15 protein-coding genes are annotated in these 19,250 nt (G+C 64.2%); 10 read left to right on the forward strand and 5 right to left on the reverse strand.

The genetic code is table 11. The features are described from left to right. Positions 1–189 precede the first annotated feature (189 nt). Positions 190–2,121: a long-chain fatty acid--CoA ligase gene (locus IVB28_RS09555; RefSeq protein ID WP_247525819.1), complete on the reverse strand. Its 1,932-nt coding sequence runs from the start codon at positions 2,119–2,121 to the stop codon at positions 190–192. Next, complete coding sequence (locus IVB28_RS09560) at positions 2,118–2,939, reverse strand: ABC transporter ATP-binding protein (protein ID WP_247525820.1); 822 nt, start codon at positions 2,937–2,939, stop codon at positions 2,118–2,120. The genes IVB28_RS09555 and IVB28_RS09560 overlap by 4 nt, the downstream gene beginning before the upstream one ends. A 336-nt stretch (positions 2,940–3,275) precedes the next feature. Here IVB28_RS09560 and IVB28_RS09565 point away from each other — a divergent pair, with 336 nt between their 5' ends. Further along, complete coding sequence (locus IVB28_RS09565; RefSeq protein WP_247525821.1) at positions 3,276–3,950, forward strand: Crp/Fnr family transcriptional regulator; 675 nt, start codon at positions 3,276–3,278, stop codon at positions 3,948–3,950. On the opposite strand, the gene IVB28_RS09570 is transcribed toward IVB28_RS09565, so the two are convergent. Then, the gene (locus IVB28_RS09570) at positions 3,947–5,209 is read right to left on the reverse strand and encodes an MFS transporter (RefSeq protein WP_247525822.1); all 1,263 of its coding nucleotides are present in this window, start codon (positions 5,207–5,209) and stop codon (positions 3,947–3,949) included. The genes IVB28_RS09565 and IVB28_RS09570 overlap by 4 nt on opposite strands. A gap of 378 nt (positions 5,210–5,587) precedes the next feature. Here IVB28_RS09570 and IVB28_RS09575 point away from each other — a divergent pair, with 378 nt between their 5' ends. After that, entirely contained in the window at positions 5,588–8,728 is a 3,141-nt protein-coding gene (locus tag IVB28_RS09575) for a CHAT domain-containing tetratricopeptide repeat protein (RefSeq protein WP_247525823.1), read from the forward strand. Between the two features lie 7 nt (positions 8,729–8,735). Here IVB28_RS09575 and IVB28_RS09580 read toward each other — a convergent pair whose 3' ends face one another. Beyond that, positions 8,736–9,572 carry a uroporphyrinogen-III synthase gene (locus IVB28_RS09580; protein ID WP_247525824.1) on the reverse strand — a complete coding sequence of 279 codons (837 nt, stop codon included), beginning with the start codon at positions 9,570–9,572 and terminating at the stop codon, positions 8,736–8,738. A 156-nt stretch (positions 9,573–9,728) separates the two neighbouring features. Between IVB28_RS09580 and purU the strand changes: the two genes are divergently transcribed. Then, a complete protein-coding gene (gene purU / locus IVB28_RS09585) occupies positions 9,729–10,592 on the forward strand; it encodes a formyltetrahydrofolate deformylase (RefSeq protein WP_247525825.1) in 864 nt (287 codons plus the stop codon). Positions 10,593–10,641: 49 nt separating this feature from the next. Here the strand turns inward: purU and IVB28_RS09590 are convergent, their stop codons facing one another. After that, positions 10,642–10,926 (reverse strand): hypothetical protein, encoded by a 285-nt coding sequence (locus IVB28_RS09590; protein WP_247528499.1) that lies wholly within the window; start codon positions 10,924–10,926, stop codon positions 10,642–10,644. A gap of 522 nt (positions 10,927–11,448) precedes the next feature. Between IVB28_RS09590 and IVB28_RS09595 the strand changes: the two genes are divergently transcribed. The 7 genes from IVB28_RS09595 (at position 11,449) to IVB28_RS09625 (ending at position 19,218) form a co-directional block, all read left to right on the forward strand. Continuing rightward, positions 11,449–12,639 (forward strand): ABC transporter substrate-binding protein, encoded by a 1,191-nt coding sequence (locus tag IVB28_RS09595; protein WP_247525826.1) that lies wholly within the window; start codon positions 11,449–11,451, stop codon positions 12,637–12,639. A gap of 175 nt (positions 12,640–12,814) precedes the next feature. Next, on the forward strand, positions 12,815–13,684 hold the full coding sequence (locus IVB28_RS09600) for a branched-chain amino acid ABC transporter permease (RefSeq protein ID WP_247525827.1): 870 nt from the start codon (positions 12,815–12,817) through the stop codon (positions 13,682–13,684). Between the two features lie 8 nt (positions 13,685–13,692). Next, entirely contained in the window at positions 13,693–14,721 is a 1,029-nt protein-coding gene (locus IVB28_RS09605; protein WP_247525828.1) for a branched-chain amino acid ABC transporter permease, read from the forward strand. Beyond that, the gene (locus IVB28_RS09610) at positions 14,718–15,473 is read left to right on the forward strand and encodes an ABC transporter ATP-binding protein (protein ID WP_247525829.1); all 756 of its coding nucleotides are present in this window, start codon (positions 14,718–14,720) and stop codon (positions 15,471–15,473) included. The genes IVB28_RS09605 and IVB28_RS09610 overlap by 4 nt, the downstream gene beginning before the upstream one ends. Next, positions 15,466–16,179 (forward strand): ABC transporter ATP-binding protein, encoded by a 714-nt coding sequence (locus IVB28_RS09615; RefSeq protein ID WP_247525830.1) that lies wholly within the window; start codon positions 15,466–15,468, stop codon positions 16,177–16,179. Before IVB28_RS09610 ends, IVB28_RS09615 begins: the two co-directional genes overlap by 8 nt. A 77-nt stretch (positions 16,180–16,256) precedes the next feature. Then, entirely contained in the window at positions 16,257–17,375 is a 1,119-nt protein-coding gene (locus tag IVB28_RS09620) for a cobalamin-independent methionine synthase II family protein (protein WP_247525831.1), read from the forward strand. Between the two features lie 487 nt (positions 17,376–17,862). Continuing rightward, positions 17,863–19,218 (forward strand): hypothetical protein, encoded by a 1,356-nt coding sequence (locus IVB28_RS09625; RefSeq protein ID WP_247525832.1) that lies wholly within the window; start codon positions 17,863–17,865, stop codon positions 19,216–19,218. Positions 19,219–19,250: the final 32 nt, after the last annotated feature.

Raw genomic sequence — 19,250 nt, forward strand, 5'->3', positions numbered from 1 at the left:
GCGCGCTCTTCCCCTCTCCCCTTGTGGGAGAGGGTGGCTTCGCGAAGCGAAGACGGGTGACGGGTTCTCTCGGCAGGGGCGGTGCGGCGAGAGGACCCCTCACCCGAGTGAGGGTGTAGGTGATGGCGGAGATGCCCTCTCCCGCAAGGGGAGAGGGCGCATCGGCTGACAGCGCCCTGTAAAAAGAAATCACTCCGCCGCCTCCGCCATGTGTCCGTGCCCGCCGAGATCCACCACGCGCAGCGTCGTGCGGACGCGCTGCGTGGTACCGTCCTGAAAGCGGATCACGGTGTCGACGGGGATGTCGGCATCGCCGCGATAGATGGCGTCGATGATGCCGGCGTATTTCTCGTTAATGACGCTGCGGCGCACCTTTCTTGTGCGGGTGAGCTCGCCGTCGTCGGCATCGAGCTCCTTGTAGAGCAAAAGGAAGCGCGAGATGCGCTGCGCCGGCGGCAGCGTCGCGTTGACGGTCTCGACCTCATTGTGAAGCAGCGCATAGACTTCGGGCCGCGAGGCGAGATCGCTATAGGTCGTGAAGGAAAGGCGGTTCTTCTCCGCCCACTTGGAGATGATTGAGTAGCGGATGCAGATCATCGCCGCGAGCGCGTCGCGGCCTGCGCCGAGCACCACGGCTTCGGCGATATAGGGCGAGAATTTCAGCTTGTTCTCGATGAACTGCGGCGAGAAGCGTTCGCCGCGCGAGGTCTCGGCGAGATCCTTGATGCGATCGATGACGACAAGCTGCTGGTTGGCGTTGAAATAGCCGGCATCGCCCGACAACATCCAGCCGTCCCTGATGTCGGCGACGCTGGCTTCGGGATTCTTGTAATAGCCGAGGAACATGTTCGGGTGCCGCACCACGATCTCGCCGACGCCATGGACGTCGGCATTGTCGATGCGGATCTCGACCTTGTCAGACATCGGCACGCCGGTGGTGTCAGGGTCGACCTTGCCCTCGGGATGCAAGGTATAAGCTCCCAGCAGCTCGGTCTGGCCGTACAGCGTGCGCAGCGGCACGCCCATGGCCTGGAAGAACTTGAAGGTCTCGGGGCCGAGCGCCGCGCCGCCGGTCGCGGCGGAGCGCAGCCGGGTGAAACCGAGGCGGTCGCGCAGCGCGCGGAACAGGATCGCGTCGGCAAGGCCAGAGCGCTTGCCGCGTTCAAGGGCGGCAAGACCCGACTTCATGCCCATGTCGAACAGGCGCTGCTTGAAGGGCGTCGCATCCATCACCTTGGCGCGGACGTCGGCGGCGATGGACTCCCAGACGCGGGGCGCGAACAGCACGAACGTCGGCGCGATCTCGCGCAGATCGTTCATCATCGTATCCGGCTCTTCGACGAAGTTGATCTTCATCCGGCACAACAGGCCTTTGCCGAGCACGTAGACCTGCTCCATGATCCACGGCAGCGGCAGCACGGAGACGTATTCGTCGTCCGGGCCTTTGGGGTCGAAGGCGAGATAGGTGGCGCAGTGGCCGAGCACGCGGCCGGCGGCCAGCATCGCGAGCTTGGGATGGGAGGTGGTGCCCGACGTCGTGCAGAGGATCGCGACGTCCTCGCCCTTGGTGGCATCGACCAGCTTGTCGTAAAGCTCCGGCTCCCGCGCGGCACGTGCCCGGCCGAGCTCGGCAAACGTCTCCGCCGACATCAGCCGCGGGTCGACGTACTTCCGCATCCCGCGCGGATCGGAATAGATGATGTGCTTCAGTTTCGGCGCGCGCTCGGCAAGGGTGAGCAGCTTGTCGACCTGTTCCTCGTCCTCGGCGAAGACGAGCTGCGCCTCGCCATAGTTGAGGAGATAGGAGGCCTCCTCGTCGAGCACGTCGCGATAGAGTCCGAGGCTGAGGCCGCCGATGGCGTGCGTCGCCACTTCCGCCGCCACCCAGTCCGGCCGGTTGTCGCCGATGATGCCGATGACGTCGCCGCGGCCAAGGCCCATTTCGAGAAGACCGAGCGCAAAGTCGCGCACGCGGGTGTGATAGTCGCTCCAGGTGAACAGCCGCCAGAGCCCGAGATCCTTCTCGCGCAACGCGATCTCGTTGCCATGCTCCTTCGCATTGAGCCGGAGCATCTTCGGATAGGTATCGGCCTGCGCGACGCGGCCTGCGTAATCCATCATGCCGCGCTCTCCTGCGCTGGCGGCGCATCGTCGGGATCGACCAGCACCTCGTCCTCCTCGCCGAGATAGGCGCGCCTGACGTGGGGATCGGCGAGCACGGCCGCCGGATCGCCCTCGGCGATCTTCTTGCCGAAATCCAGCACCATGACGCGATGGGAGATGTCCATCACCACGCCCATGTCGTGCTCGATCATCACCACCGTCATCCCGAACTCCTCGTTGAGGTCGACGATGTAGCGGGCCATGTCCTCTTTCTCCTCGAAGTTCATGCCGGCCATCGGCTCGTCGAGGAGGATGATGCGGGGCTCCAGCGCCATGGCGCGGGCGAGCTCCACGCGCTTGCGCAGGCCGTAGGAGAGGGTGCCGGCGGTGGCTTTTCGCATCGACTGGAGGTCGAGGAAGTCGATGATCTCCTCGACCTTGCGGCGGTGCTCGAGCTCCTCCTTGCGCGCGCCGGTGAGCCAGTACAGCGACCCCGTGAGGAAATTGTTCTTCAGGAGGTGATGGCGGCCGACCATGATGTTGTCGAGCACGCTCATGTGGTGGAACAGCGCCAGGTTCTGGAAGGTGCGGCCGATGCCGAGCGAGGCGCGAGCATTCGGAGTCAAACCGGTGATGTCGCGGCCTTGGTAGAACAGCTGGCCTTCGGTCGGCTTGTAGCGACCGGAAATACAGTTCACGATCGAGGTCTTGCCGGCGCCGTTGGGGCCGATAATCGAGAACAGCTCGCCCTCATTGATGGCGAAGCTGACGTCGGTCAGCGCGCGGACGCCGCCGAATCGCAAGGACACGCCGCGCACTTCAAGACTGGTAGCCACCAAACCAAACCCTCCCGGTGATGGCGCACTTTAGCGGCGCTCTTCGTCCGTTCCTGCCCGGCGATCCTAGTACGGCGGTGCCGGTGAGGCCATGCAACAGATGGTCTCGACCGGAGCCGCGCCACTCTTGTCCCCGTTTGGGATCAAAAGCCGCATCGCCCGAGGTGGTCCTCAATAGGGGAAACCGCTATTTTGAAATGTCTCCCGGCTGACAATTCTGCGACAAAGTTTGCCGGGCGGCAGTGACCTTCATCTTTCGTCGGATGGCGGTCGGATCATCATGTTGCATTGCAGCAGAGGGCGGAGCGACGAAACGGTGCGGTTGGCGGCGAGATCATGATTTCAGAAGAGCATCTGAAGCGCGTCGCCGCCTGGTCGCGCGAGCTCACGCAAGCGGAGATCGAGGTCGCGCGTGCTGGAATCACGGAGCGGTCATACGGCACCGGCGAGACCGTGTTCATGCGCGGCGATATTTTTGTCTATTGGGCTGGCATGGTGGGCGGGCTTGCCCGCATGGGCGGGATCTCGCGGGACGGCAAGGAGACCAGCCTTGCCGGGCTGACGGCAGGAGCCTGGTTCGGCGAGGGCAGCGTGCTCAAGAACGAGCCGCGCCGCTATGACGTGGTCGCGTTGCGCGACAGCCGCGTCGCCCTGATGGAACGCAGCGCCTTCATGTGGCTGTTCGAGAACAGCGTCGGTTTCAACCGCTTCCTGGTGCGCCAGCTCAACGAACGGCTCGGCCAGTTCATCGGCATGCTGGAGGTCAACCGCACGCTGGATGCCACCGCGCGTCTGGCCCGCAGTATCGCCTCGCTGTACAACCCGATCCTCTATCCGGAATCGACGGCGCATCTGGAGATTACCCAGGAGGAGATCGGCGCGCTCTCGGGCATGTCCCGCCAGAACGCCAATCGCGCCCTGAACCGGCTGGAGAAGGAGGGACTGCTGCGGCTGGAATATGGTGGCGTCACCATCCTCGATATCGAACGGTTGCGCGGGTATGGGGATTAGCGCGCATTGGCGGGGGCGTGCGCAGGCCAGAGGTCAGCACGCCAGCGGATCGCGATCGCCAGCATCGCGATGATCCCCGAGGCGGCATAAAGCGAGCCGGTCGCGGAATAGCCGATGATGTCGATCAGGGTGCCGGCGGCCAGCAGTCCGAGCGGCAAGCCATAGATCACCATCATGCGAACGCCCATAACGCGGCCGCGCAGATGTGCGCTCGCCGTTCGCATCAGGATCACCGCTGCCGAGATCATCGACATGCTCTGCGCGATGCCGGCGAGGACGAGGCAGGCCATCGCCACCGGCATGGTTCTGATCTCGACGAAGACCAGCAGCATGGCGTACCAGGCCAGCGTCGCGCCGATCAGGAGCCGGGCAATGCGCAGTCCGCTGACGAGGCTGAGCGTGATGGAGCCGATCAGCGATCCGACGGCGAAGCTCGCCGAGAGATAGCCGAGGCCGGTCTGGTCGGTCTGAAAGATCTCCCGCGCGATGTAGGGCAGTAGCCCGCCGGTGAAAGGAAAGGCGGTGAGATTGGCCAGAAAGGCGACGCAGAGCGCAGCGCGCATTCCCGGGCCGTTCCAGGCGTAGACCATCCCCTCCTTGAGGTCGCCAAACAATCGGGAAATGGCGTGGCTATTCGCGGGAAGGTCGCTCGTGGTGACCATCCTTTTCGGCCGGGTCAGGCAGAGCATGAGAAGCGCGGCCGAGAAGTAGAGACAGGCGATGGCCACATAGACGAGGCCGATGCCGAGGAGGGCAAACAGCCCGGCGCCCGTCAACGCTCCGGCGATGCGAGCGCTGTCCTGGGTGGTGCGCGCAACGCTGATGGCGCCCACCAGTTGCTCGGCCGGCATGATCTCGGCAAGCAGCGCGCCGCGGACGCCGAGATCCGAAGGGCGAATCACGCCCATGATCGCGACGATGATCATCACGCTCAGCGGCGACAAATGACCGGTCAGTGCCAGAACCATGAGGGTTGACGAGAGCACGGTGTAGGCCAGACGCATCACGACCAGGAGGTCGCGATGGCCCATGCGGTCGCCGATCATCCCGAACACCGGCGCGACCAATGTCCCGACGAACTGGAGCGAGGCAAGCACGGTGAGCAGCAGCACCGACCCGGTCTCGACCAGGATGTACCAGCCGAGCACCAGCGTCTCGACCTCGAACGCCCAGGAGGTGAGCAGGTCGGACGGCCACTGGAAGCGATAGTTGCGGATGCGGAATGGCGCGAGTGCGGAAGATCGTGCGGATGTGCTCAAGGCACGATGACGCGTGTCACGGCGATTCCTTTGCCCTGTTTCTTCTTCTGGGCGAGAACGTAGCGCCGGTGATGCCGCTGTCAATCGAAGCTGCCGCATGCCGCCATGCGCGACCATTCCAGCGCGCCGGTCCCCCCGGCACGGACGTGGCTGGCTGCGCAGACCCCGGCTCGTACGGGGCTCCCGGTTGCCGCTTGCGCCGACATATGACGCGGTCACATAGTTTTCATCTTGCTGTGGCCCTAAGGGCCGCCGGGCTCGGGGGAGCGGAGCGATCACAGCATGTGGGTACGTTGGCACAGGTTTGCCGCGCGGCTTCTGGGTTCCCTGATTCTCGCGAGCGTCCTCGCGTTGTCCTGCCGGGCTGGGCCACAGGACATGCTGTCGCTGATGCAGCGCATCACGTCGCTGGCCAAGGAAGGCCGCTATGGCGAGGCTGTGCGGCTGGCACGAAAGCTCGTTGCCGAGTCCGAGAAGAGCTCGGGACGACAGTCGCCGCTGACGGCGACCACACTGGTGGTACTGGGTCAGTCGCTCCAGGCGCAAGGCGAGACAACCGAGGCCGAAGCCGTGCTGAGGCGGGCACTTGCGATTCGCGAGAAGAGCCTCGGACCCAATCATCCCGATGTCGCCGCCGTGCTCGGTACGCTCGGCCAGATCGAGCTCGGCCTGAACCGGCTGAGCGAGGCTGAGAGGGATATGTCCCGCGCCATCGCCATCGACGAGAGCGTGCTCGGCCCCGATCATCTGACGACGGCGCTGGCGCGCATGCAGCTCGGCAATCTCCGTCACCGTCAGATGAAGGAGACCGAGGCGCTCGACATGTTCAGTCGCGCCCTTGCGGGGTTCAGGAAGTCGCCGGGACAGGCCGATATCATGATCCCGGTGACCCTGAACAACATCGCGGAGGTTCATCGCGCGCAAGGCCGGTTGCACGAGGCCGAAGCAAACTTTGCCGAAGCGCTCGCTCTCCAGGAAAAGCAGCATGGCCCCGACAGCGTCTATCTGACGGCAACGCTGAGCAATCTCGGTGAGCTCCGGCGCGCGCAGGGCCGGCTTCAGGAGGCCGAGCAACTGGCCCGGCGAGCCCTGGGCATCAGGGAGAAGGCGCTGGGGCCGGATCATCCTGACGTCGCCGCGAGCCTGAACAATCTCGCCTTGGTGTTCTCGCGCGAGGGCCGGGATGCGGAGGCCGAGGGGCTGCTGACACGGGCGCTCGCCATTCAGGAAAAGAGCTTTGGAACGGCGCATCCGAACGTGGCGACGGCGCTGAACAATCTCGCGGAGGCCTGGACCCATCTCGATCGCAAGCAGGAGGCCGAGCAGCTCTTACGCAAATCGCTTGCCATTCGCGAGAAAGCCCTCGGTCCTGGCCATCGCGACGTTGCGATCGCTCTCGACAATCTGGTGACGCTCATGGGGGACGGCGATCGGTACGCCGAGGCCGAACCGTTCGCCCGCCGGTCGCTTGCGCTGCGCGAAGCTGCCCTGGGCGCCTCCCATCCGCTGGTCGCGAACAGCCTGAACAATCTGGCCGTCATCCTGGACAGCACCGACCGGGCGCAGGAGGCCGAGCCGCTGCTGAAACGCGCGCTGGATATCCGCCCGCGCGCTCTCGGCGACACGCATCCTGATGCCGCCAGCAGCTTTGCCAATCTCGGCGCCCATTTTCTCGATCTGAAGGATTGGCAGCAGGCCCGTGACGCGTTCGCGCGTGCGGTTGCGATCCAGAACGGCCGCCGGGCCGCGGAGTTCGGCGAAGAAGGCCGCGGCGATCTCAGGGCCCGTGAAGACACCAATCCATATCCGGGCTTGATCGTTGCCGCCTACAACCTCGCTCGCGCCAGTGACGAGCAGAAGGCCGCGTTGCGGTCGCAGGCGTTCGAGGCGGCACAGTGGATCGGTGACGAGCAGGCAGCGCGCGCGATCGCGGGGATGTCGGCCCGCGTCGCGGATGGCCGCGGGGAACTCGCGGCACGCGTTCGAGAACGGCAGGATCTCGGCGCGCAAGCGGTCGCGACCGACAAGTTGCTGGTGGCGGCGATCTCGCAAGCCAATGCCGCGCGCAATGCGGCGGCAGAACAAGCGCTCCGCGTCCGTGCCGCGGACATTGCAGGTCAGATCCGGGATTTGGATCGCACCATCGCCACCCGGTTTCCGGACTATGCGGCGCTGGTGACCAGGACCCCTATCGCGATCGAGGACGTCCAGAAGCAGCTTCGCCCCAACGAGGCGATGGTGCTGTTCACGACGACCTCGCGTGCCACTTTCGTCTGGATGGTGACGCGCTCGGATGTGCGTTGGCATGCGGCCGATCTCGGCGAAAGGCAGCTCAACGAGGCCGTCGGCAGGCTGCGCTGCGGTCTCGACGCGGAGGCTTGGCTGGACAAGGCATCAATATGCCCTCAGAAACTCGGCCGCAACACTCCGCTGGGCGCTGACGAGCCGTTGCTGTTCGATCAGGAGGGCGCCTTTGCACTTTACCAAACCTTGCTCGGTCCGGTGGCGCGCGAGATCGATGGCAAGGAGCTGATCCTGGTGCCGTCGGGCCCACTGGCGACGCTGCCTTTCCAGGTTTTGCTGACGGACAAGCCCGCGGCAGGTGGCGACCTCAGCAAGGCACCTTGGCTGGTCAAGCGATTTGCGACGACGGTCTTGCCCTCCGTCTCCAGCCTCAAGGCGCTACGCCAGGTCGCGCGCAGGAGCGCGGCATCGAAACCGTTCCTTGGCGTCGGCAATCCGACGCTCGACGGCGATGGCCGCAGCGAGCTTTCGATCTCGCGCGCCAAACTCGCGCGTCAGATCCAGACCTGCGCCGCCATCCCGGCACGGGCGAGCCAGGTCGCGCAAAGGAGCTTGCGTGGCGTCGACGCGCTGTCGGGCGGCACGGCCGACCTTGCGCAGCTCAGGCGCCAGATGCCGCTGCCGGAAACCGCGCTCGAATTGTGTGCGGTGGCCAATAGTTTCGCGCCTGTCGAAGCCGATGTCGTGCTCGGCAATGATGCGTCCGAGACGAAGATGAAGACGTTCAGCCAAAGCGGCGAGCTCGCAAAATACCGCATCCTGCATTTCGCGACGCATGGTGCGCTTGCGGGACAGGTGCGCGGCTCGATCGAGCCCGGGTTGATCCTGAGCCCGCCAATGGCTGCGACGCAAGCGGATGACGGCTATCTCTCGTCGTCGGAGATTTCGGGCCTCAGGCTCGATGCCGACTGGGTGATCCTGTCGGCGTGTAATACGGCCGGCGGCCAGGCGGCTAATTCGGAGGCCTTCTCAGGTCTTGCGCGGGCCTTCTTCTATGCGGGCACGCGGGCGCTGCTGGTCTCGCATTGGGCGGTCAACTCCGATGCAGCTGTGGTCATCACGACCGGCACGATCGATGCAATCAACGCGCAGCCCGAAATCGGCCGCGCCGAGGCGCTGCGTCGCTCGATCTCGGCCCTGATCGCGAAGGGCGGCGCGAATGCGCAGCCCGGCATCTGGGCGCCGTTCGTGCTCGTTGGCAATGCCGCGATGTAAGCCCAAATCAGCGCGCCGCCGGCTTTCGCTCCGCCAGGGCCGCAGCCATCGCCGAGATCAGCGGGCGCATGAAATAGGCCTCCTCCGCCGGCGAGACGTCCGTGCGCAGGCCGTGCGCGGCGAGTTCACCGGACACCGCCGGGCCGACCGACGCGATCAGTGTCCGTTCGAGGCCGGCGCGCAGCTTGGACTCGCTGCCATGCGCCTTCGCGGCCTCGATCAGACGGCGGACCTGGCCGAGATTGGTCAGCGCGAGGGCATCGATCCGCCCGGCGGCCATGTCGTCGATCGCCGTGATGATATTGGCGTCCGCGGCCCTGGAATCGTAGACATAGGGCAGCACGGGATCGACCACGGCGCCTTGCGCGGCAAGCGCGCCGGTCAGCGCGCTGTGGTCCTTGTCCGGATAGAGCTGGAGGCCGAGCCGTCTGCCCCTCAGATCGAGCTTTCCCAGCATCTGGATGACGCCTTCGGTGGTCGGTTTCTCCGTGGTCTGCTGCGCGTCCAGGCCGACCTCGCGCAATGCCTTGCCGGGCTTCGGACCGCGGGTGAATTTCCGCGTCTTGGCGAGCGCCGCGACAAGATCGGCATCGAACCCGCTTGCGCGGGCAAGCTTCATGATCCGCCGCAGGCCTTCGCCGGTCATCAGCACGAGATCATCAAGGGGTTTGTCGATGGCGCGGCGGATCCAGGCCTCGACCGGGGCCGGGTCCGGTGCATCGTGAATAGTGAACATCGGGCACTGCACGACCTCGGCGCCTTGCTCGGCCAGAAGCTTTGAGAACTGCGCCTCCTCGCGTGTCTCCAGGATCAGGATGCGGGTGCCGTTCAAGCGGTCGGCCATGGGCGTACTCCAGGTCAGTCAATGCAATGGTCCGTTCATCCTGACTCCGCGCTTGGGATTGGCGCAAGGGCGGGGTCGGTGATAGAGGAGGGCGCAATCGCGATCGTTCCGAGCCTTTGCCCAAACCTTCATCAAGAACCAAGCCTGTTCATCAACATGCCCGATCATCAATATGTCTTGACCCTGTCCTGTCCGGATCGTCCCGGCATCGTCTCGGCGGTGTCGACGTTCCTCGCGCACAACGGACAGAACATCCTCGACGCCCAGCAGTTCGACGACATCGAGACCAAGAAGTTCTTCATGCGGGTGGTGTTCACCGCGGCCGATCTTGCCGTGGAACTGTCGGCGCTGCAGACCGGCTTTGCCGCGATCGCCGAGCGGTTCGGCATGGATTGGCAGATGCGCGACCGGGCTGCGCATCGCAAGGTGATGCTGCTGGTGTCGAAGTCAGACCATTGTCTGGTCGACATTCTCTATCGCTGGCGCATCGGCGAATTGCCGATGATCCCGACCGCGATCGTCTCCAATCATCCGCGCGAGGTCTATGCCGGGCTCGATTTCAGCGGCATCCCGTTCCACCATTTGCCCGTGACCCAGGACAGCAAGCGCGAGCAGGAGGGCCAGATCATGGACCTCGTTGACACCACCAAGTCCGATCTCGTCGTGCTCGCCCGCTACATGCAGATCCTGTCGGATGACCTGTCGGCAAAACTGTCGGGGCGCTGCATCAACATCCACCATTCGTTCCTGCCGGGCTTCAAGGGCGCAAAACCCTATCACCAAGCGCATGAGCGCGGCGTCAAGCTGATTGGCGCCACGGCGCATTACGTCACGCGCGACCTCGACGAGGGCCCGATCATCGACCAGGACGTCGAGCGCATCAGCCATCGCGACACGCCGGAAGATCTCGTCCGCAAGGGCCGCGACATCGAGCGTCGCGTACTCGCCCGCGCGATACGCTACCATCTGGACGAGCGCGTCATCCTGAACGGCCGCAAGACCGTGGTGTTCGTGGATTAATGAGTAGTGAGTAGCGAATAGAACCGGATCCCTATTCGCCATTCGCCCCTTACCGCACCGCGCCAGCCGACGTAGCCCCCGTCGCGCTCTTCTGCGCCTGCTCTTCCTTCTCGCGATCCGCCGCCGGCAGCAGCCGCTTGCGTTCGCGTTCCCGCATGTAGGCCTCGTATTGCGGCGTGCCCACGCGCGGCGGGGCATCGGCCGGCAGGCCGCCGGCCCATTGCGGGACGTAGTCGCCCATGCCGGCGGAGAGTTTTTCGTTGACCGTCCCGCAGCCGGACAGCCCCGCGGCGAGCGCGACGAGGAGGAGGGCGGAACGAAAAGTCTTGGACATTGTCGGGGCGCGCACGCGTTCGGTCATTGGACGCCAGCTCGGGCCAGCGGAAAGAAGAGTAGCCTTCAACAAGGTAAAATAGACTTATTCGAGGTAGGTAATTTATTACCGAGTTGGGCCGGCGGGACGTCAGATGTCCGAATTCTGCAAAGGAAAGACGAAATCCTCCATGCACGCGGCCCCTGCCACTTCTGGACTACGATGTGAAGCTCGCGACAACATGACTTGGTCGGCGACGGGGGTTTTCGTTGACAAGTCCATTTTCTTTGTACATTCGTACAAATGATCGCGTCGTAATCGTTGTCGAGTTACTCCGGCGTAACCCGCGGCACCGCTTCCCGTCGGTGGGACATGGAACGCCGGGCTTAAGCCGAAGGGTCGCCAAACGTCCGATTGACAAGGAGGGCGCGAAAGACGCCCATGTGGCGCGCGATTATCACCGCGCACGGGCTTAGTTTTCAGGCAAGGACCGGGCACTCGGTCCAGGGCACAAGAGTCAGGAATGAAGGGGAGGGACATCTGATGTTCGAAGGCAAACAATTGTCTCACAAGGCTGCTTGGGCCGCCGCCGTTGCGGCTATCGTGAGCCTTGCGGCGATCGTGCCTGCCAAGGCCGAGGACAGCGTCAAGGTCGGCCTGATCCTGCCGATGACCGGCGGCCAGGCCTCGACCGGCAAGCAGATCGAAAACGCGATCAAGCTGTACATGCAGCAGAAGGGCGACACCGTCGCCGGCAAGAAGATCGAGATCATCCTCAAGGACGACGCCGCGATCCCGGACAAGACCAAGACCGCGGCGCAGGAGCTGATCGTCAACGACAAGGTCCATTTCATCGCCGGCTTTGGCGTGACGCCGGCCGCGCTCGCGGCCGCGCCGCTGGCGACGCAGGCCAAGATCCCGGAAGTCGTAATGGCGGCCGGTACCTCCATCATCACCGAACGCTCGCCCTATATCGTGCGCACCAGCTTCACGCTGGCGCAGTCCTCCACCATCATCGCCGACTGGGCGGTGAAAAACGGCATCAAAAAGGTGGCGACGCTGACCTCGGACTATGCGCCGGGCAACGACGCGCTGAACTTCTTCAAGCAGAACTTCACCGCCGGCGGCGGCGAAGTGGTCGAAGAGGTCAAGACGCCTCTCGCCAATCCCGATTTCGCACCGTTCCTGCAACGCATGAAGGACGCCAAGCCCGATGCGATCTTCGTGTTTGTGCCGGCCGGCCAGGGCGGCAACTTCATGAAGCAATATGCCGAACGCGGCCTCGACAAGGCCGGCATCAAGGTGATCGGACCCGGCGACGTCACCGACGACGACCTCCTCAACAACATGGGCGATGCCGTGCTCGGCACCGTCACCGCGCATCTCTACTCCGCGGCGCACCCCTCGCAGATGAACAAGGATTTCGTCGCGGCCTACAAGAAGGCGTTCGGCAATCGTCCGGGCTTCATGGCCGTGAGCGGGTATGACGGCATCCACCTGATCTACGAGGCTCTGAAGAAGACCAACGGCGACACCGACGGCACCAAGCTGGTGGAGGCCATGAAGGGCCAGAAGTGGGAGAGTCCGCGCGGCCCGATCTCGATCGACCCCGAGACCCGCGACATCGTGCAGAACATCTATATCCGCAAGGTCGAGAAGGTCGACGGCGAGCTCTACAACGTCGAGTTCGCGACGTTCGAAGCCGTCAAGGATCTCGGCAAGACCAAGAAGTGACGTGCTTGCTTCACCTCTCCCGCTTGCGGGAGAGGTCGACGCGAAGCGTCGGGTAAGGGCTCTTCCACTAGGGGCTGTCCCTTTGCTGAGACAATCTCTCCCCGACCCTCTCCCGCAAGCGGGAGAGGGAGCGCAGCACGACCCTAGCCACACTTGAGATGATCTTCGACACTCGATGACCTCAATCCTCACCAACCTGTTCGATGGCGTTGCCTACGGCATGCTGCTGTTCGTGCTCGCCTGCGGGCTCGCGGTTACGCTCGGATTGATGAACTTCGTCAATCTCGCCCACGGCGCCTTCGCCATGGCCGGCGGCTATGTCTGCATGGTGCTGGTCAACCGGATGGGCTGGCCGTTCTTCGCGGCACTGCCGCTGGCTTTCATCTCCTCCGCGGCGATCGGCATCGTGCTCGAACGCACGCTCTACCGCCATCTCTATGCGCGCAGCCATCTGGACCAGGTGCTGTTCACCATCGGCCTGACCTTCATGTCGGTCGCCGCCGTCGACTACATCCAGGGCTCCTCGCGCGTCTTCATCAATTTGCCGGCGGCGCTCCAAGGCCAGTTCGACGTATTCGGCGTCGGCATCGGCCGTTATCGCCTGATGATCATCGTCATCTGCGGTCTGCTCACCATCGCTCTTCAGATGGTGCTGGCCAAGACGCGCTTCGGCAGCCGCTTGCGCGCCGCGGTCGACGATCCCCGTGCCGCGAGCGGTCTCGGCATCAACGTGCCGCAGGTATTCGCCTTCACCTTTGCCTTTGGTTGCGGGCTCGCAGGCCTCGGCGGCGCGCTGAGTGCCGAGATCCTGGGTCTCGATCCGTACTTTCCGCTGAAGTTCATGATCTACTTCCTGATCGTGGTGACCGTCGGCGGCTCCTCCTCGATAACAGGGCCGTTCCTGGCCTCGCTCCTGCTCGGCATCGGCGATGTCGCCGGCAAATATTACGTGCCGAAGATGGGCCCCTTCGTGATCTACACCATGATGATCCTGATCCTGATCTGGCGTCCGAACGGCCTGTTCGGCCGCACAGCCGCCCGTTGAGTTCGCCGATGAGCGCTGCTTCCGATGTCGGTTTTCACGCCCAGCGCCAAGCGCGCTGGCACTACGGCGAAATCGCCTTCTGGCTGGTCGTGCTGGCCTGCGGCTTCGCATTTCCGACGCGCTATCTGATCATGACCGACATCCTGCGGCTGGCGCTGTTTACGATGTCGCTCGATCTCATCCTCGGCTATGCCGGCATCGTCTCGCTCGGCCATGCCGCTTTCTTCGGCGTCGGCGCCTATGCTGCGGGGCTACTTGCGCTTCACGGTATCGTCAAAGAACCCGTGCTGGCGCTGATCGTCGCCGGCCTTGCCGCGATGGTGCTCGGCTTCGCCACCAGCTTCCTGGTGATCCGCGGCGTCGACCTCACGCGCCTGATGGTTACGCTCGGCATCGCCCTGCTGCTGGAGGCGCTCGCCGAGCGCTTCTCCAACATCACCGGTGGCACCGACGGCCTGCAGGGTATCGAGATGCAACCGATCCTCGGCCAGATCCCGTTCGACATGTTCGGCAAGGCGGGCTTTTTCTACTCGCTGGCCGTGCTGTTCCTGCTCTTCCTGTTCGCCCGCCGCGTCGTGCATTCGCCCTTCGGCCTGTCGCTGCGTGCGATCAAGAACAATCCGCTGCGCGCCGCCGCTATCGGCATCCCCGTCACCCGACGCCTGATCGCGATCTACACGCTTGCGGCGTTCTATGCCGGCATCGCCGGTGCGCTGTTCACCCAGACCACGGCGATCGCCTCGCTCGACGTCTTTGCCTTCGAGCGTTCGGCCGATCTGATGCTGGTGCTGGTCATCGGCGGCACCGGCTATCTCTATGGCGGGCTGATCGGCGCTGTGGTGTTCCGCATGCTCCAGGAATTGTTCTCCACCATAACGCCGCAATACTGGCAGTTCTGGATCGGCCTCGTGCTGGTCGTGATGGTGCTGGTCGGCCGCCAGCGTCTGCACCGCTGGGTGCTGTACGTGCCCAACCTGATCATCAAGCAGGTCGCCGGGCGCAAGGCCGTCGTCGCAGTGCCGGAGAGCGAGGCATGACCATCGCGCTCGAAACCCAAAATCTCGAAAAGCAGTTCGGCGGCCTGCGCGTCACCCGCGACCTGTCCTTGAAGATCGAGCAGGGAGCCCGCCATGCGCTGATCGGCCCGAACGGCGCCGGCAAGACCACGGTCATCAACCAGCTCACCGGCGTGCTCAAGCCGAACTCGGGCCGCATCCTGCTCGAAGGCCAGGACATCACCGATCTGCCCGTGCACAAGCGCGTGCTGCGCGGCCTGTCGCGCACCTTCCAGATCAACCAGCTCTATTCCGATCTCACGCCGCTCGAGACCATCGGTCTTGCCGTTTCCGAACGCCTCGGCCATGGCGGCGATTGGTGGCGGCGGATGGGCACCCGCAGCGACGTCAACGGCGAGATCTCAGATCTGCTCTCGCGCTTCCATCTGCTCGACGTCATGAATGACCAGACCGTGACGCTGCCCTACGGCAAGCAGCGCCTGCTCGAGATCGCGGTTGCGATCGCGGCCAAGCCGCGCGTGCTGCTGCTTGACGAGCCCGCTGCCGGTGTGCCCGAGAGTGAGCGCCACGATATTCTCGCCGTCGTAGGCAGCCTGCCGCGCGACGTCACGGTGCTCTTGATCGAGCACGACATGGATCTCGTGTTCTCCTTCGCCGACCGCATCTCGGTGCTGGTCTCGGGCGGGCTACTCACCGAGGGCCCGCCCGAGCAGGTCGCGCGCGATCCGCAGGTCAAGGCGGTCTATCTCGGCGAGGAGGCGGTCAATGTCTGACCTGCTTGCGATCGAGGCTTTGCGCGCGGGCTATGGCGAGGCCGTGGTGCTGCCGAAGATGAGCTTGCGCCTCGCCGAGGGGCAGGTGCTGGCGCTCCTCGGCCGCAACGGCACCGGCAAGACCACGCTGATCAATTCCATCGTCGGCGTCACCCGCCGCTTTTCCGGGACCGTCGCGCTCGGCGGCACCGATGTCACCTCGCTCCGGCCCGATCAGCGGGCGCGCGCCGGCATCGGCTGGGTGCCGCAGGAGCGCAACATCTTCCGCTCGCTCACGGTCGAGGAGAACATGACCGCGGTGGCCCAGCCCGGTCCCTGGACAGTCGAGAAAGTCTACGAGATGTTCCCGCGGTTGAAGGAGCGGCGAAGCAATTTCGGCAACCAGCTCTCCGGCGGCGAGCAGCAGATGCTGGCGATCGGCCGTGCGCTTACCCTCAACCCGAAAGTGCTGCTGCTGGACGAGCCGACCGAGGGGCTCGCGCCCATCATCGTGGAGGAGCTGCTCAAGGCGATCGGCACCATCACCCGGGCGGGCGGTATCTGCTCGATCATCGTCGAGCAGAATGCCCAAAAGATTCTGGGGCTGGCCGACCGCGTTGTGATATTGGAGCGCGGAACGATCGTCCACGACACTCCGAGCGCCGCGCTGAAGGCCGACCCCTCGGTCCTGGAACGGCACCTCGGCGTCGCAGGGGCGGCCCACTAATTTGCCGACGCGTTTTCTTCGCGAACCGGTGCCCACTTCGCTTGAAAGCGCTATACAAAATATCCAGGGAGTAAGAAATGCAGCGAACCAAAGCCCCCTTCCGCGCCGACGAGGTCGGCAGCCTCCTGCGTCCCGCCAAGATCAAGGAAGCCCGCGGCCGTCTCGAGAAGGGCGAGATCTCGGCCGACGATCTGCGCAAGATCGAGGACCTGGAGATCGAGAAGGTCGTGCACAAGCAGGCCTCGGTCGGCCTGAAGCTTGCGACCGACGGCGAATTCCGCCGCTCCTGGTGGCATTTCGACTTCCTCGCCAAGCTCACCGGCTGCGAGCTGTTTCATCCGGACGCCGGCATCCAGTTCGCAGGCGTGCAGACCCGGCACGACGCGGTGCGGGTGATCGACCAGCTCGACTTTCCCGACGACCACCCGATGCTCGACCACTTCCGTTTCCTGAAGAAGGTCGCCGACCAGGCCCACGTCACCGCCAAGATGACGATTCCCTCGCCCGCGGTGCTGCACTTTCGCGGCGGCCGCAAGTCGATCTCCAAGGACGTCTATCCCGATCTCGACGCGTTCTACGAGGATCTCGGCAAGACCTATCGCAAGGCGGTGAAGGCATTCTACGACGCTGGCTGCCGCTATCTCCAGTTCGACGACACCGTGTGGGCCTATCTCTGTTCGCAGGAAGAATTGCAAAAGGCGCGCGAGCGCGGCGACAATCCGGACGGCCTGCAGCAGATCTATGCGCGCATCATCAATTACGCGCTGGCCGAGAAGCCCGCCGACATGGTGGTGACGACGCATGTCTGCCGCGGCAATTTCCGCTCGACCTGGATTTCTTCGGGCGGCTATGAGCCCGTCGCCGAGACCATGCTCGCCGGCACCAATTACGACGGCTACTTCCTCGAATATGACAGCGACCGTGCCGGCGGCTTCGAGCCGCTGCGCTTCTTGCCCAAGGGCAACAAGATCGTCGTGGTCGGCGTCATCACCTCGAAGTTCGGCGAGCTCGAGAAGAAGGACGACATCAAGCGCCGTCTCGAAGAAGCCGCCAAGTTCGTGCCGCTGGAGCAACTGGCACTCTCCCCGCAATGCGGCTTTGCTTCGACGGAAGAGGGCAACATCCTTTCCGAAGAGGAGCAGTGGGCCAAGCTGAGCCTAGCGGTCGAGATCGCGAAGGAAGTGTGGGGCCAGTAGTCTCGGCTAGCTCGGTGTCATTCCGCCAAAGCGGGCAATCCAACGGCGCGGCTTCTCCGTAGCTCTCGCTGCCTCTGGAATACTGGATCGCCCGGTCAAGGCCGGGCGATGAAAGTGAGTGTGGGGCCGATAGCGCGGCGCTCCTGACCCGCGGGCGCGCAATCCCGCCCTCAGCTCGCCGTGAGAAATACCTCGCCCGGCCGCGTCGGGTTCGACCACGCACCTGCTTTTTCTTCGTGGCCGACACCACCTCAGCCCGCACCCACGCGTCGTCATCTGCTGAACTCTAGACTCGGCGCGCGCATGGCGCGAGGAGCGGCGAGTTTGCGCCCCGTCGTCAAGCGCAGCTTGGTCGAGCTGGCCGGCGCGATCGCCTGGGCAAAAGCGGATGAGGACCGCGGTGCGCGGCCAGATCCGCTATTCCCTGAGTGGGCAGAATTTGCTAGGACGCAGGTCCCAACCTCCCTGCCCACTGTTTTCCCACTCCATGAAAAACGACGAAATCCTGAGCCAGATCACAGAGTTCTGCCGCAAGGCGGATATGGCGGAATCGACGTTCGGCCGGCGCGCGGTGAACGATGGGAAACTGGTGCATCGCCTGCGCGAGGGCAAACGCATCACCATCGACACGCTGGAGCGGATTCAGGCCTATATGGCGGCATCCATGGCCGGCGGCGTGCCGCCGCCGCGGGGGCTCCAGGTGCCCCCCGAAAAGCGAGACCCGCGCGGTAATTTCCGTTTCTTCGAGAACCGTCAGAAATACCTGCTCTTCGTCCACACCTGCAGCGAAAAGCGGGTGGTGGCGGATCGGGTTGCCCTGGAGCTTGCCTCCATCCATCCGCGTCCGCCGGCCCTGCGGATGTTCGACGCCGGCGTCGGCGATGGCACCGTGCTGGCGCGCGTGCTGCGCGCAACCCATCAGCGCTTTCCACACATGCCGTTCTACGTCGCCGGCAAGGAGCTCAGTCTTGAGGACCTGCGACTGACGCTCGAGAAGGTGCCGGATCGCATTTTCGAGCATCCGGCGTCGGTGTTCGTCTTCACCAACATGTTCTATTCGGAGGCGCCTTGGCTTACGCCAGCATCGCCTGCGGCGGCGGCTGCGACCGTCTGGCACGAGGTCCCGCTGCGGGGCGCCTCATCCGGCGAGTTCGAGCAGCAGATCGCAGAGCTGAGGCCGTTTTTGGAGCAGAATTGGCGCGCCGCGATCAGCCCGCGCACCTCCATGCCGCTGTATGAACGGCCAGTGGTTCTGGTCCTGTATCGCGAGGACCACAGGTTCCTGCTGGATTCGACCATTCCGCGGCCGGGCCAGACCGAAGCCAATTTCGACCTCGTCATCGCGTCCCAGCCCTACCGCGCTCTGTCCTCCGTCAATTTCCGGGCCAAGCGGATCATTGCACCCCTGGCCCGGGCGCTTCGGCCGGGGGGGCGGCTGATCGGTATCCACTCCCACGGCCAGGATCCGGGCATGGAAATGATCCAGGCGATCTGGCCCGGAGAAAATCCTTTCGCGGTGAGCCGTCATGAGCTATTGCGCGCGGTTAAGTATGAACTCGGATCGGTGGGCCGCGACTTAAATTTTAATGCATATGCGGATAACCGCTCGATCTTCAGGTATGATATGGAAGCGCTGCCCAACGAGGTGACCGGTACGATCGGAACCTCGACGGCCTTTGCAGCGTGGAATGCGGCGGTGTATGTCGCTCAGATTGAGGACGACCGGTTGACAGAAATGACTCAAAACGGCCGCACTCTGGATGCCGCCAGGGACGTGCTGCGAAAGTACAATGGGCTCTGGTTTCTCGACGAATCCTACGTCATCTCGCGTCGGCGTGATTGACACCATCCACAGGTAAACATCGCAAACGCCCG

This window comes from Bradyrhizobium sp. 199 (genome assembly GCF_023073355.1).
In the GTDB taxonomy this organism is placed as follows: domain Bacteria; phylum Pseudomonadota; class Alphaproteobacteria; order Rhizobiales; family Xanthobacteraceae; genus Bradyrhizobium.

Excerpts from the sequence above, each read along its gene's own strand:
- IVB28_RS09580 (WP_247525824.1), bottom strand. The coding sequence starts at position 9,572 with ATGGCCGACCGCTTGAACGGCACCCGCATCCTGATCCTGGAGACACGC.
- IVB28_RS09595 (WP_247525826.1), top strand. The coding sequence starts at position 11,449 with ATGTTCGAAGGCAAACAATTGTCTCACAAGGCTGCTTGGGCCGCCGCC.
- IVB28_RS09610 (WP_247525829.1), top strand. The coding sequence starts at position 14,718 with ATGACCATCGCGCTCGAAACCCAAAATCTCGAAAAGCAGTTCGGCGGC.
- IVB28_RS09565 (WP_247525821.1), top strand. The coding sequence starts at position 3,276 with ATGATTTCAGAAGAGCATCTGAAGCGCGTCGCCGCCTGGTCGCGCGAG.
- IVB28_RS09600 (WP_247525827.1), top strand. The coding sequence starts at position 12,815 with ATGACCTCAATCCTCACCAACCTGTTCGATGGCGTTGCCTACGGCATG.
- IVB28_RS09620 (WP_247525831.1), top strand. The coding sequence starts at position 16,257 with ATGCAGCGAACCAAAGCCCCCTTCCGCGCCGACGAGGTCGGCAGCCTC.
- IVB28_RS09615 (WP_247525830.1), top strand. The coding sequence starts at position 15,466 with ATGTCTGACCTGCTTGCGATCGAGGCTTTGCGCGCGGGCTATGGCGAG.
- IVB28_RS09590 (WP_247528499.1), bottom strand. The coding sequence starts at position 10,926 with ATGTCCAAGACTTTTCGTTCCGCCCTCCTCCTCGTCGCGCTCGCCGCG.
- IVB28_RS09605 (WP_247525828.1), top strand. The coding sequence starts at position 13,693 with ATGAGCGCTGCTTCCGATGTCGGTTTTCACGCCCAGCGCCAAGCGCGC.
- IVB28_RS09625 (WP_247525832.1), top strand. The coding sequence starts at position 17,863 with ATGAAAAACGACGAAATCCTGAGCCAGATCACAGAGTTCTGCCGCAAG.
- IVB28_RS09575 (WP_247525823.1), top strand. The coding sequence starts at position 5,588 with ATGCTGTCGCTGATGCAGCGCATCACGTCGCTGGCCAAGGAAGGCCGC.
- purU (WP_247525825.1), top strand. The coding sequence starts at position 9,729 with ATGCCCGATCATCAATATGTCTTGACCCTGTCCTGTCCGGATCGTCCC.
- IVB28_RS09555 (WP_247525819.1), bottom strand. The coding sequence starts at position 2,121 with ATGATGGATTACGCAGGCCGCGTCGCGCAGGCCGATACCTATCCGAAG.